At 56.9% G+C, this 13,063-nt stretch carries 13 protein-coding genes, 5 tRNA genes and 2 rRNA genes (1 of these 20 only partly in view); 2 read left to right on the top strand and 18 right to left on the bottom strand.

Annotated elements, in window-relative coordinates; translation table 11 throughout:
• Positions 1-168 precede the first annotated feature (168 nt).
• The 15 genes from rplL to birA form a co-directional block, all read right to left on the bottom strand.
• Positions 169-549 (bottom strand): 50S ribosomal protein L7/L12, encoded by a 381-nt coding sequence (gene rplL, locus U5J94_RS02640; protein WP_322564087.1) that lies wholly within the window; start codon positions 547-549, stop codon positions 169-171.
• Positions 550-575: 26 nt separating this feature from the next.
• Positions 576-1,103: a 50S ribosomal protein L10 gene (rplJ, locus tag U5J94_RS02635; RefSeq protein ID WP_322564086.1), complete on the bottom strand. Its 528-nt coding sequence runs from the start codon at positions 1,101-1,103 to the stop codon at positions 576-578.
• A 250-nt stretch (positions 1,104-1,353) separates the two neighbouring features.
• Positions 1,354-2,049, bottom strand: a complete 696-nt coding sequence (rplA, locus tag U5J94_RS02630) for a 50S ribosomal protein L1 (RefSeq protein WP_322564085.1) — start codon at positions 2,047-2,049, stop codon at positions 1,354-1,356.
• On the bottom strand, positions 2,050-2,481 hold the full coding sequence (rplK, locus tag U5J94_RS02625; protein WP_322564084.1) for a 50S ribosomal protein L11: 432 nt from the start codon (positions 2,479-2,481) through the stop codon (positions 2,050-2,052).
• Between the two features lie 179 nt (positions 2,482-2,660).
• Entirely contained in the window at positions 2,661-3,194 is a 534-nt protein-coding gene (gene nusG, locus U5J94_RS02620) for a transcription termination/antitermination protein NusG (RefSeq protein WP_322564083.1), read from the bottom strand.
• A gap of 4 nt (positions 3,195-3,198) precedes the next feature.
• A complete protein-coding gene (gene secE, locus U5J94_RS02615; RefSeq protein ID WP_322564082.1) occupies positions 3,199-3,546 on the bottom strand; it encodes a preprotein translocase subunit SecE in 348 nt (115 codons plus the stop codon).
• 51 nt (positions 3,547-3,597) lie between these two features.
• Positions 3,598-3,673 (bottom strand) — tRNA-Trp (locus tag U5J94_RS02610).
• A gap of 108 nt (positions 3,674-3,781) precedes the next feature.
• Positions 3,782-4,972 carry an elongation factor Tu gene (gene tuf / locus U5J94_RS02605; RefSeq protein WP_322564081.1) on the bottom strand — a complete coding sequence of 397 codons (1,191 nt, stop codon included), beginning with the start codon at positions 4,970-4,972 and terminating at the stop codon, positions 3,782-3,784.
• A 63-nt stretch (positions 4,973-5,035) separates the two neighbouring features.
• Positions 5,036-5,110, bottom strand: a tRNA-Thr gene (locus U5J94_RS02600).
• A gap of 124 nt (positions 5,111-5,234) precedes the next feature.
• A tRNA-Gly gene (locus U5J94_RS02595) sits at positions 5,235-5,308 on the bottom strand.
• A 155-nt stretch (positions 5,309-5,463) separates the two neighbouring features.
• Positions 5,464-5,548, bottom strand: a tRNA-Tyr gene (locus tag U5J94_RS02590).
• Between the two features lie 146 nt (positions 5,549-5,694).
• Positions 5,695-5,770: transfer RNA gene (locus U5J94_RS02585), tRNA-Thr, on the bottom strand.
• A 67-nt stretch (positions 5,771-5,837) separates the two neighbouring features.
• The gene (locus U5J94_RS02580) at positions 5,838-6,503 is read right to left on the bottom strand and encodes an SPOR domain-containing protein (protein WP_322564080.1); all 666 of its coding nucleotides are present in this window, start codon (positions 6,501-6,503) and stop codon (positions 5,838-5,840) included.
• A gap of 28 nt (positions 6,504-6,531) precedes the next feature.
• The gene (locus U5J94_RS02575) at positions 6,532-7,272 is read right to left on the bottom strand and encodes a type III pantothenate kinase (RefSeq protein WP_322564079.1); all 741 of its coding nucleotides are present in this window, start codon (positions 7,270-7,272) and stop codon (positions 6,532-6,534) included.
• Complete coding sequence (gene birA / locus U5J94_RS02570) at positions 7,256-8,254, bottom strand: bifunctional biotin--[acetyl-CoA-carboxylase] ligase/biotin operon repressor BirA (RefSeq protein WP_322564078.1); 999 nt, start codon at positions 8,252-8,254, stop codon at positions 7,256-7,258. The genes U5J94_RS02575 and birA overlap by 17 nt, the downstream gene beginning before the upstream one ends.
• Before the next feature lie 21 nt (positions 8,255-8,275).
• Here birA and U5J94_RS02565 point away from each other — a divergent pair, with 21 nt between their 5' ends.
• The gene (locus U5J94_RS02565) at positions 8,276-9,268 is read left to right on the top strand and encodes a DUF3445 domain-containing protein (protein WP_322564077.1); all 993 of its coding nucleotides are present in this window, start codon (positions 8,276-8,278) and stop codon (positions 9,266-9,268) included.
• Here U5J94_RS02565 and U5J94_RS02560 read toward each other — a convergent pair.
• Positions 9,260-9,709 (bottom strand): universal stress protein, encoded by a 450-nt coding sequence (locus U5J94_RS02560; protein WP_322564076.1) that lies wholly within the window; start codon positions 9,707-9,709, stop codon positions 9,260-9,262. The two genes, U5J94_RS02565 and U5J94_RS02560, sit on opposite strands and share 9 nt — an antisense overlap.
• Before the next feature lie 158 nt (positions 9,710-9,867).
• Between U5J94_RS02560 and U5J94_RS02555 the strand changes: the two genes are divergently transcribed.
• On the top strand, positions 9,868-11,442 hold the full coding sequence (locus U5J94_RS02555; protein ID WP_322564075.1) for a cation:proton antiporter family protein: 1,575 nt from the start codon (positions 9,868-9,870) through the stop codon (positions 11,440-11,442).
• A 345-nt stretch (positions 11,443-11,787) separates the two neighbouring features.
• Here U5J94_RS02555 and rrf read toward each other — a convergent pair.
• A 5S ribosomal RNA gene (rrf, locus tag U5J94_RS02550) occupies positions 11,788-11,903 on the bottom strand.
• A gap of 189 nt (positions 11,904-12,092) precedes the next feature.
• Positions 12,093-13,063, bottom strand: a 23S ribosomal RNA gene (locus U5J94_RS02545) (it continues 1,915 nt past the right edge of the window).

Here is a 13,063-nt window from a genome sequence, read left to right as displayed (position 1 = left end):
GCGAAACTGGCATTCCCGTGTATTCATTGTTCACGGCTGGCTCGCCGTAAAACAACAAATACACAGCAGGCCAGTGGCCCATTGGCCACCAGCCCGCTGCGGGAATGGTTATACCATTTGTTGACCGCGGGCCACTGGCCCGCAATCTTTTCATGAAGCAAGCCGCTTTTATTTCAGCTCGACCTGAGCGCCGGCTTCTTCAAGCGTCTTCTTCACTTCTTCGGCGTCGTCCTTGGAAGCCCCTTCCTTCACAGTGGCAGGGGTGCCTTCCACCATTTCCTTGGCTTCTTTCAGACCCAGGCCGGTAATACCACGGACTGCCTTGATGACAGAAACCTTGTTATCACCAAAGCTGGTCATGACGACGTCGAATTCGTCTTTCTCTTCAACAGCGGCTTCACCACCCCCGGCCGCAGCGGCCGGGGCAGCAGCAACAGCGGCTGCGGCGGAAACGCCGAACTTCTCTTCCATTGCTTCGATCAGTTCGACCACTTCCATTACGGTCATATTTGAAACCGTTTCCAGGATTTCATCTTTAGAAACTGCCATTTTACCTTCTCCTAATCACTAAAATATCAAGAGGCCTGTTTAGCGTCACGAACAGCCGCGACGGTACGGACCAGTTTGCCAGGCACTTCATTAAAGGTACGCGCCAGTTTGGTAATCGGAGCCTGCATCACCGACATAAGCATGCTGATGGCTTGCTCCTTGGTCGGCAGGCTGGCCAAACGGTCCAGTTCTGAAGCAGACAGCAACTGTCCACTGACAGAAAGGGCCTTGACTACCAGTTTGTCATGTCCCTTGGCGAACTCTTTGATGACTCGCGCCGCTGCACCCGGATCTTCTTCCGAAAATGCCAGGATCATCGGACCCACGAGCGTATCGTTCATGCAGGCAAAGTCCGTCCCTTCCAATGCACGTTTGGCCAGCGTATTTTTCACGACACGAAGATAAACACCACCGGAACGTGCCTGAGCACGCAGGTTATTCATGTCATTGGACGCCAGTCCAATATATTCCGCCACCACGGCGGAATGTGCATTCGCAGCGACTTCAGCGACTTCGGCCACTATGGCTTTCTTTTGTTTCAGACTGAGAGCCACGCGAACATACCTCCATTTCTGACAGGTTAAACAGCTCACCTGTCGTTGGACGAACATGAAACATCCCGCTGGATGTCCCACCTTTAGTGACCCAAGGCAGAATTAAATCTGTTCGGGCACACCATCTGCGTAGGCCGGGGCAACCCCATTAAGCCGTTAAAACAACGACACCCACGGTCTTTGATGGACGCTGCTCGGGGACAGAATTAAATTCTGCCCCTTGAAACAACGGCCACAAAGTTTGTAACGATCAGAGCGCCAGCGACGCCTGATCGACGGAAATTCCCGGACCCATGGTCGTGGAGACAGACACTTTCTTCACATACTGTCCCTTGGCGGCTGACGGCTTGGCCTTTTTCAGATCCGCCAGCAGGGCTTCCAGGTTTTCCTTTAAATTGTTGGCATCAAAATCCACATTGCCGATAGCGCAATGGATAATACCGCCCTTGTCGGTGCGGTAGCGCACCTGACCGGCCTTGGCATTTTTTATCGCGCCTTCGACGTCCGGAGTCACGGTACCGACTTTCGGGTTCGGCATCAGACCGCGCGGACCGAGAATCTGGCCCAGCTGGCCAACCACACGCATGGCGTCCGGAGTGGCGATAACCACATCGAAATCCATGTTGCCCTGTTTGACTTCTTCGGCCAGGTCCTCGAAGCCGACAATATCGGCACCCGCGGCTTTGGCCTTGTCGGCATTCTCGCCCTGAGCAAAGACGGCGACCCGGACAGTTTTGCCAGTGCCATGCGGCAGGACGGTCGCACCACGCACAACCTGATCGGATTTACGCGGGTCGACACCCAGATTAACCGCCACTTCGACCGACTCGACAAATTTGACGCGCGGCAGTTCTTTCAACAGACCGAAGGCCTCATCGATCGGGTAGATTTTGCTGGGATCCAGCTTTTCACGAATTGCTTTTTGACGTTTGCTCAACTTGGCCATTTACATACCCTCCACATCAAGACCCATACTCCGCGCGCTACCGGCAATGGTGCGCACCGCAGAATCCATATCCGCGGCAGTCAGATCCGGATCTTTGGCCCGGGCAATCTCTTCCAGCTGCTCGCGGGTGACCTTGCCTACCTTGTTACGGTTGGGCTCACCCGAACCGCTCTGGATACCGGCGGCCTTTTTCAGCAGAATCGACGCCGGCGGCGTCTTCATGATGAAGGTAAAGCTGCGATCACTGTAGACGGTGATCACAACCGGGATCGGCAATCCTTTTTCGGTTTCCTGGGTCTGGGCGTTAAACGCCTTGCAGAACTCCATGATGTTCACACCATGCTGACCCAGCGCAGGACCCACCGGCGGCGACGGATTCGCTTCCTGTGCCGGGACCTGCAGCTTGATATATGCTTCGACTTTCTTGGCCATTATTTACCTCACTTTGGGTCCAAACGCCGTTTCGCCTGCGGCTACTCGGGCTCCCCTGTTTTTAAGTACCGAGGGACGAGGTACGAGTGACGAGGAATAAAGCATACGGCATCACCGTATCCAAACTTCCTCGTCACTCGTCCCTTTGTCCCTCGTCCCTGTCAGGTCGAGAGGAGCTTTTAGCTCTTCTCGACCTGACTGAAGTCCAGATCCACCGGCGTGGAACGGCCGAAGATCGACACTTCCACGCGCAGGCGGTTCTTTTCGTAATCCACTTCTTCAACAACGCCGTTAAAGTCGTTGAACGGCCCGTCGTTGATCCGGACCACTTCGCCCGACTCGAACAACACCTTGGGCCGCGGCCGTTCGGTGCCTTCCTGGATGCGCTCCAGGATCGACTGGGCTTCTTTTTCGCTGATCGGCGCCGGCTTGTCGCTGGTGCCGCCGATAAAGCCCATCACCCGGGGCGTGTCCTTGACCAGATGCCAGGTTTCATCATCCATATCCATCTGCACCAGCACATAGCCCGGGAAGAATTTGCGATCGCTTTTGCGCTTCTGACCGTCGCGCATTTCGATGACTTCCTCGGTCGGCACCAGGATCTGTCCGAACTTGTCTTCCATACCATTGAGCTTGATTCGCTCTTCCAGTGAGCGCTTGACCTGCGCTTCAAAACCGGAATAGGCGTGGACGACGTACCAGCGTAATGCCATCTACTCAGCCTCCCTGACCGGTAATGAGTTTCACCGCCCACAGCAAAAACATATCGAATAACCACAGCACGATGCCGATAATCGTCACCATGACCACCACCATCAGCGTCGTCTGGGTGGTTTCACGCCGGGACGGCCAGACAGACTTGCGCGCCTCAAGGACGGCACTGCGGCCGAAATTCCAGGCATTCAGACCCGGTTGTGAGGTCGCCGCCACGGCCACCGCCACACCCAGCACCGCCAGCAAACCCAGCACCCGATACAGCAGTGCCTCGTTCGCAAACTGATAAAAGCCGGCAATGCCGGCCAGCACCAGTAATACGGCGACTGTTAGCTTGATCTTGTCTGCCATCGTTGTCCTGTTAACCCCGGCGAATCATCATTCGATAATTCGCCGCGCGTTTGGCAGGCCAGGAGGGAATCGAACCCCCAACCTGCGGTTTTGGAGACCGCCGCTCTGCCAATTGAGCTACTGGCCTAAAAACAGGGACGAGGGACGAGGAACGAGTAACGAGGTAAAAAAGTAGCGAGCGCACATAGTGTGCGCTCATCACATCCGTCATTACGCGGCTCTCGACCCGGGCCCTTTATTCAATAATCTTCGATACCACACCGGCGCCGACGGTCCGACCGCCTTCGCGAATCGCAAAGCGCAGGCCTTCTTCCATCGCAATCGGGGCAATCAGGCTCACGGTCATCTGCACGTTGTCCCCCGGCATGACCATTTCCACCCCTTCGGGCAGGTCACAGGCACCGGTCACGTCGGTGGTCCGGAAATAAAACTGCGGCCGATAGCCGTTGAAAAACGGGGTGTGACGCCCGCCTTCGTCCTTGGACAGAACGTACACTTCGCACTCGAACCTGGTGTGCGGCTTGATGGAGCCCGGCTTGCACAGGACCTGGCCGCGCTCGACGTCGTCACGCTTGGTGCCGCGCAGCAGCACGCCCACGTTGTCCCCCGCCTGACCCTGGTCCAGCAGCTTGCGGAACATTTCCACGCCGGTGACAGTGGTCTTGGCGGTGTCTTTCATGCCGACGATTTCCACGTCTTCACCCACTTTGACAATCCCGCGCTCGATACGCCCGGTCACCACGGTGCCGCGACCGGAGATGGAGAACACGTCTTCGATCGGCATCAGGAAGGTGCCGTCAATGGCCCGTTCCGGCGCCGGAATGTAGGCGTCCATTTCCGCCACCAGCTTCTCGATGGAGGGCACGCCAATTTCGGAGCTGTCCCCTTCCAGCGCCTTGAGCGCGGAACCGGTGACCACCGGGACGTCGTCGCCGGGGAAGTCATAGGAAGAGAGCAGCTCGCGCACTTCCATTTCCACCAGTTCCAGCAGTTCGGCGTCGTCCACCATGTCCGCCTTGTTCAGGTAAACAACAATGCTCGGCACGCCCACCTGGCGGGACAGCAGAATGTGCTCGCGGGTCTGCGGCATCGGGCCGTCGGCGGCCGAAACCACCAGAATCGCCCCGTCCATCTGCGCCGCACCGGTGATCATGTTCTTCACATAGTCCGCATGGCCCGGGCAGTCCACGTGCGCGTAGTGACGGTTCTCGGTTTCGTATTCCACGTGCGCGGTGGCAATGGTGATGCCGCGCGCTTTTTCTTCCGGCGCGCTGTCAATCTGGTCGTACGCCCGGCTTTCACCGCCGAACTTCTCGCCCATTACCTTGGTGATCGCCGCCGTCAAGGTCGTCTTGCCATGGTCTACGTGACCAATGGTCCCGACATTCACATGCGGCTTCGTACGTTCAAATTTTGCCTTGGACACCGTCAGGCCTCCCCTGTTGCGAATTTAACCAAAAACCCATTACCACTATTTGTATATACAACCTGGAGCCCATGGGCGGATTTGAACCGCCGGCCTCACCCTTACCAAGGGTGTGCTCTACCCCTGAGCTACATGGGCTAAAAAACAGTGACGAGTAACGAGGGCCGAGTGACGAGTAATGACTCTTTCGCTCGTATCAACCGTAAACTTAGCCCGGTTTTCCTCGTCCCTCGTCCCTGAGACCTCCGTCCCTTTGTTAATTTGGAGCGGGTGATGGGAATCGAACCCACATAGTCAGCTTGGAAGGCTGAAGTTCTACCATTGAACTACACCCGCTATATTCAGGGACGAGGTCAGAGTAACGAGTTACGAGGGCCAGCCCTCTGCATCTCATCACGTCCCGGGGTGGTAGCTGCACCAAGCCCGCTCCCGCCGCGTTACGATTCCGGTTTTCCTCGTCCCTCGTAACTCGGCCCTTGTAACTTTGTGTTTGGTGGAGGGGGGAGGATTCGAACCTCCGAAGGCTGAGCCGTCAGATTTACAGTCTGATCCCTTTGGCCACTCGGGAACCCCTCCGCGCGCACGAAGCTGCGTATTTTCGTCGAGCAATAGGGCAGTGTCAACCGCAAGTGGCGAAAATACCTTGGTTTTCCGCCACCTGCGGCCGATTTTTGCACTCTGCCGACAAAATGGCCCGGATCCTGTCCGGGCCTTTGAAATTCTGGAGCTGGCGAGAGGAGTCGAACCCCCGACCGGCTGATTACAAGTCAGCTGCTCTACCAACTGAGCTACGCCAGCATGATGACCGGCATCACCGGTATCGACCAGGCGCGCATTCTAAGAAATTGTCTCTATAAAGGCAATTTTAACGACGGTTTTTTGCCGAACCCGTTTGGATCTCTGCCGGCGGCTCACAGCGGCGTTCGATCTGGCGCAATCCGGCATACCCTTCCTGTAATTGTGCCAGTTGCGCTTCGGAAAGGCTGCCGGTTTCGCGCGGCCAGTCCAGCCAGTACTCGTCGATCGGCAGCCGGACATTCTCCCAAATCGGCTCGAAACCGAGTTCGCTCAGCTGATTGATGCGTCGATGCGCCGCCTCAAAGGTGGAGAACACGCCCAGCGAAACCCCGTTGGCGTTCGGGCCGGTGGCAATCAAAAAATAGTCTTCGATCTTTTTGGCCTTGAGTTCGGCCACGGCAGCGCGTGCCTCGACCCGCGAAGACAGCGGGGGTAACAGCACCCAGTACCCCTTGCGCCCGGCCTCCTGACTCGTGCGCCGCCAGCTCGTCATTTCCCATTGTTGCAAGCGTTTACTCAGCGCCTCGGCCTGGGGTGGCTCTTTCAAGGGACCAAGGCTGTAACACCAGGCCCGCCCCTCCTCGGCCTGCTGCTGTTTTTCATGCAACAGCACCAGCCGCTGAACATCCGTCGGTAGGGCCGCGTCCGGCTCGGCCGTGGTCAGGCCGCCGCGATAGTGCCAGGCAAACAGGCTGATATTCACCAGCAGCAACAGATAGATCAGCCATTTCATCCGTCTTTCCTCTTGCAACCGTGAGACGTCATTCTTGCGCGACGCAGGCCAGCCCCTGCAGGACCAGATCCGGCACCAGCCGGCCGGGTTGGCGCAGATGCGCCTGAATATGTGCTGCATCCCCGCCGGTCAACAGCCACTGCAGGCGATTGTCATACCGGGACTGCAGATCGACCATGAGTCGATCGAGCAGCGCGGTCACACTGCGCAGGGCGCCGTGACTGATACAACTGCCGCTGGAGTCACCGGGCGCCAGGTCATCGCTCAATGACGGCGCGGTGTTGATCTGGCCAGTGCGTTCCAGCAAACAGCGTTGCATCATCCATAAACCCGGCACGATATAGCCTCCCTGATGGACGCCGTCAGCGCGCAGCAGATCGACGGTAATCGCGCTGCCGCAATCAATGACGCCCACATGCTGGTCAGTCAACCGGTGGGCGGCGATCAGTGCCACCCAGCGGTCACTGCCCAGGGTGTGCGCTTCGGCATAGGCATTGATCACCCCCTGTTGACGGGAAACCGCTTGCAGGAGAGTCACCGGGAGCTGCCAACGCTGACGGCACCATTGTTCCAGCTGCGCGAAACATGTCTGCTCGGCAACGCTGGCACATAACACGCTGGCCGGCGCGCTCAGATCGATCCACCAGTTTTCGAACAACGGCGCCAGTTCCACCTCGGTATAGATCGCTTCATCGCCAAAGCACAGCTCGCCCTCCTGCAGCAAGGCCCACTTGATCCGGGTATTACCGAAATCAATCAGCAGTTGCATGATATTGCTCCGGTTCGGCTCGCAGCGAGATCTCCCCGCTGCAGTAACTTTCCTGGCGACCGCCGCGTTCGATAAGCAGATTACCCTGCCCATCAATGCCCACGGCGCGGCCACGTACCGTGCGCTGCGGCAACAAGAGCTGCACCGGCCTGCCCGCCACCGCGTCCCAGCGCCGCCAGTCGTCCAGAAACGGCGTCAAGCCGTCCTGCTCATAACGGGCCAGGGCGGGTAACAGTTCATCGAGCAGGCTCGTCAACAATCGCTGGCGGGAGATCGGTCGCGGCAAGCTGTGCTGCAAATCCGTCCAGGGCTGATCGATATCCGTCGCCACCGTCTGTGGCATGTTGACATTCAAACCGATCCCGCAGACCACGCGACACGGTCCACCCGCCTCACCCTGCATCTCCAGCAGCACGCCGCAGAGTTTTTTGCTCCGTGACAAAATATCATTGGGCCACTTGAGTTCCAGATCTTTCACCCCTTGGGCCGTCAGCGCCCGTACCACGCTCACGGCCACCGCCAGACTCAGCCCGGACAGATTGGCGGGGCCCCCCTGAAAACAACCTAACAGGGAAAAATAGAGATTGGCGCCCAAAGGGGAGACCCAGGTCCGGCCGCGTCGACCGCGTCCCTGGCGTTGATGCTCGGCCGCCACCACGGTGCCGCAAGGTGCATCCACGGCCTCCATCAGCCACTGGTTGGTCGACTCCAGTGACCATTCGATCTGCAAATGTCCCAGGTGCCGCCTTGCCTCGGGCGAAAGAGCGGCGATAATATTATCCGCCTCCAGCAACTCCAGCACGGCCGACAATCGATAGCCGCGTCCCTGTACCGCCTGAACCGGAATGTTGTATTGTTCCGACAGAGACCGGATCTGTTTCCATACCGCGCTGCGGCTGAGTCCCAGCCGGCTCGCCAGGGCAGTCCCGGAATGAAAACGGCCATCGGCCAGAATGGACAAAATATTACGCAAGCGTTGCATTAATCGGATTTACCCTGCCACATGTCCATTGTTAACGAACCGGTTGCCCGTTATTTCCCACCCTCATCGGGACACTACGCGATCAAACCGGGATTTTACAGGCTTGGTCACGACTTTGGTAATGGTGCGGCCGATCACCGGCTGTTTCAGCTGGATCGGCAATTTAGCCACTATCGTCGGGCCAAACAGTCCGCCCGCAGCGAGGATCTCGACAAATACCTCTGTTTCACCGACGCAGGCCGTACTTGGGAGCCGATGCTAAACCGGTTTGTTATCGCACAGCTGTGTGCCGAATACCCCGAACAGTTCCACTTGCAGCAGACGGGCGATCGACAGCAACTCGACTGTCATCTCACCGGCGACTCACTGGTATTTGCCGCCGATGGCCGGTACCTGGATTACCGACCCGGCGAGCAGCATACCGCGCCGCCCTATCGCAGCGGTCTGGATGCGCTGGCCATGCAGATCCAGGAGGATCTGGCGCTGGTCTGTCTCAACGGCGCGGAAAATCGTCTGTGCGCCATTCATCTTTGCCAGCCCAATCACTGGGATCCGCGCGAGAAGATCGGCGGGGATTTTGCCGGGATTCATCAACCGGTACCGGATATGGCGCGCATCAATGCCCGGGCAGGACAATTATTACAGACCTGTCTGCAACAGGGCCCGTTTGTCCGCTTTGCCTGGGGGATTGCCACGGACGCGCGACTCAATCACCATCCCGAACCGCCGCCCGGAATCGATCACCAACAATGGCAGGGCCGGGCCTTTGATCCGGCCCGCCCGGCGGCATGGCTGCGGGTGGAACGACAGGTGTTGCAAGCACTGCCGCAGACTCCTGCTGTTTTATTTACTATCCGAACCTATCACACGCCGCTGACCCGCTTATCGGTGAGGGAGCAACGGTTACTGTATCAGGCCATCGCCGGGATGGGACCGCGGCATCGTGAATACAAGGGGCTGGCCGATCCGGCGCCACTGCTCAGCTGGCTTCATGCGTTATCGAATTCAGCCTGATTCGGCGGGCAATATTCTCACCGCCAGTACGTCACAGGGTGTCCCATGCAATACGGCATTGGCGGTCGAGCCCAGCAACAGACCAACACCGTGACGTCCGTGTGTGCCAACCAGTATCAGATCGGCCTTCATCTCTTCGGCGACCCGCAATATTTCGGATTTCACCGAACCGGCCTCGACCCGCACGCGGGCCTCGCTGAGGTGAAAATCATCGCGTTTACGCTGTAAAAACGTCTCGGCCTGTTTATAAAGACTCTCTTCAAAATCAGCCGGCAGCGTCGTGATCAAATCGTAACTGTTTTCGGTCACGACCGGCTCCACCACGTGCAACAATGTCAACCTGGCCGTTTCCTGACTGATTAGCTCACTGGCCCGCTCAAGTACCTGATCCGCTTCATCGGAAAGATCCAGGGCCAGCAAAATAGTTTGGTAAGAATCCATCTGCCACATTTCCTGTTGTACTGTGTGATCAAGAGTATAGAAAAGCCGTTAGTGACTGCAAACCGGACTCTGGACTCCTGCTCCACCAGCGATTAATCTGCACTGAATACGAACAAACTGCCTGCATAAAATATCAATACCCGACAAGGATACTGCCGATGCTGACAGCGACCATCTGGCTAAGCTTTGCCTTTGGCGCCGGCCTGTTAATGCGCCTGATTGGTCTGCCGCCCCTGGTCGGTTATCTGGCCGCCGGTTTTCTGCTCAGTGCCAATGGTCATGAAACCAATGCACTCATCGAGGCTGTTGCCCATGCCGGCGTGTTGTTACTGCTGTTCAGCGTCGGCCTGAAATTACGCCTGAAAAGCCTGATCCGCAGTGAAGTTCTGGCCGGTTCCCTGTTACACATGGGCCTCACCATCGTTCTGCTCTGGGCCATTTTGAGCCAGTTCGGCAATCTCTCCTTCGAAGCCGCCGTCATGATCGCCATTGCGCTGTCGTTTTCCAGTACGGTGGTTGCCGCCAAGGTCCTGGAAAACAAGAAAGAATTACGTGCCTTCCATGGGCGGCTCGCGATCGGGATCCTGATCATGCAGGATCTCGTCGCCGTCGCCATACTCAGCCTGGCCGGTGGCGTTACCCCTTCTCCCTGGTCTTTTCTGTTGCTCGGTTTCTTCTTGCTCCGCCCGCTGCTGCACTGGTTGCTGGATATCTGCGGACACGGCGAGCTGGTTATTTTATATGGACTGTTGCTGGCACTGGTGGTCGGTGGCGGCAGTTTCGAGGAATTCGGGCTCAGCTCGGAGCTGGGAGCCCTGTTACTGGGTATCATTCTGTCTGATCACAAGCGGGCGAGCGAGCTTTCCAATGCCCTGTGGGGTCTGAAGGAAATACTGCTGGTTGGCTTCTTTTTACAAATCGGCCTGTCGGGTCATCCCACGCTGCTCACTCTTGAGCATGCACTCTTGCTCAATCTGCTGTTGCCCCTCAAAGCCCTGATGTTTTTCTTTATCCTGCTGCTGTTCCGTCTGCGCGCGCGCAGTGCGTTTCTCACCGGCCTGAGTCTGGCCAGTTTCAGTGAGTTCGGCCTGATTATCGCCAGTGTTGCCGAAGCCCAGGGCTGGATCTCCACCGACTGGCTGGTTCTGCTGGCGGTGACCGTGGCAGTCTCCTTTGCTATCACGGCGCCATTGAATCGTTATTCACACGAGTTGTATCAACGGTTCGGCAAAGGGCTCAAACGGTTTGAAAGTCGTCACCGCCATCCGGATGATGAACCGATTAATGTCGGCAGTGCGCATATTCTGATCGTCGGCATGGGACGGGTCGGTACCGGTGCCTATGACACGCTGAAATCCAGTCATTTGCGGACCGTCGGGCTCGATTCGGATCCGGGCAAGGTCGAAAATCACCGTCGCCAGGGACGGCGGGTTCTGTACGCCGATGCCGAGGACCCCGGTTTGTGGGCGGGACTCAATCTCAAGGGGGTGCGGATCATTATGCTCTGCATGCCGGAATTGTCCGCCAAGTTGATGGCCATTCAGCAACTGCGCGAACGGGGTTTTGATGGCCAGATCAATGCCACGGCACTGTTCAATGAGGAAGTCGAACAACTGAAAAACAAGGGCGCCGATCTGGTTTACAACTATTATGACGGCATTGGTGTCAGCTTCGCCGACAAGACCCTGCAAACCCTGCCCAATGAACTCACGCCCTCGGTATTTCGCCGTTGACCTGTCCGCTGCAACGGCCATTCCTGTCAGATCTGCGCGAAAGACAATCATGCATAAAAAAAACCCCGTCCTCTTTCGAGAGCGGGGCTTTGGTATTGACGTCCAGGATGGACTAATGCCGCGGAGGCCATGGATGGCCGAGAGCGGTGAAAGCCTGGCGGTGACCTACTCTGACTGCGCACATCCCTGTGCGCAGCCCTTCGGGCAGCCTTCGGCTGTCCAAATTCGCTCCCGGCGAATTTGTCACATGAACCCTTGCAACAAAAAAGTTGCGGTCTAACCGGCAAGCCACAAAAGAAAAACCCCGAAGTGCCAACAAAGGCACTTCGGGGTTTTTAAATTAAAGCCTGGCGGTGACCTACTTTCACATGGGGAGACCCCACACTATCATCGGCGCTGAGGCGTTTCACTTCTGAGTTCGGGATGGGATCAGGTGGTTCCACCTCGCCATTGCCGCCAGGCAAACTGGTTGGGAAAAACGGGGTCAGAGATGAATTTCCTGATGATCCCGTTTATATGGAAAAAGAGGTTAGAGAAAAGTTCGTCTCTGACCCCATTTTTCCTCCCGAATTTGGATTAGGTAGAAGGTAATGCTTTTTGATTGTATTACTTGTTGGTGACCTTACTGACCCAAAAAACTTGGGTGTTATATGGTCAAGCCTCACGGGCAATTAGTACTGGTTAGCTTCATACATTACTGCACTTCCACACCCAGCCTATCAACGTTGTAGTCTTCAACGGCCCTTTAGAGTGATCAAGTCACTGGTGAGACCTCATCTTGAGGGGGGCTTCCCGCTTAGATGCTTTCAGCGGTTATCCCTTCCGAACTTAGCTACCCGGCAGTGCCACTGGCGTGACAACCGGAACACCAGAGGTTCGTCCACTCCGGTCCTCTCGTACTAGGAGCAGCTCCTCTCAAGTCTCAAACGCCCACGGCAGATAGGGACCGAACTGTCTCACGACGTTCTAAACCCAGCTCGCGTACCACTTTAAATGGCGAACAGCCATACCCTTGGGACCGGCTACAGCCCCAGGATGTGATGAGCCGACATCGAGGTGCCAAACTCTCCCGTCGATGTGAACTCTTGGGGAGAATCAGCCTGTTATCCCCGGAGTACCTTTTATCCGTTGAGCGATGGCCCTACCACTAAGAGCCACCGGATCACTAAGACCTACTTTCGTACCTGCTCGACATGTCTGTCTCGCAGTCAAGCACCCTTATGCCTTTGCACTCAATGCACGATGTCCGACCGTGCTGAGGGTACCTTCGTGCTCCTCCGTTACCTTTTGGGAGGAGACCGCCCCAGTCAAACTACCCACCACACACTGTCCCCGACCCGGATAACGGGCCTGGGTTAGAACCTCAAACATACCAGGCTGGTATTTCAAGGATGGCTCCACTGCAACTGGCGTCGCAGTTTCAAAGCCTCCCAGCTATCCTACACAAGTAGGCTCAAAGTTCAGTGTGAAGCTATAGTAAAGGTTCACGGGGTCTTTCCGTCTAGCCGCGGGTACGCTGCATCTTAACAGCGAATTCAATTTCACTGAGTCTCGGGTGGAGACAGCGTGGCCATCGTTACGCCATTCGTGCAGGTCGGAACTTACCCGACAAGGAATTTCG

It is taken from the genome of Thiohalophilus sp. (genome assembly GCF_034522235.1).
Lineage (GTDB): Bacteria > Pseudomonadota > Gammaproteobacteria > UBA6429 > Thiohalophilaceae > Thiohalophilus.
Note: the sequence above shows the minus strand (reverse complement) of the source record. Positions and strands in the feature narration are given on the sequence as shown.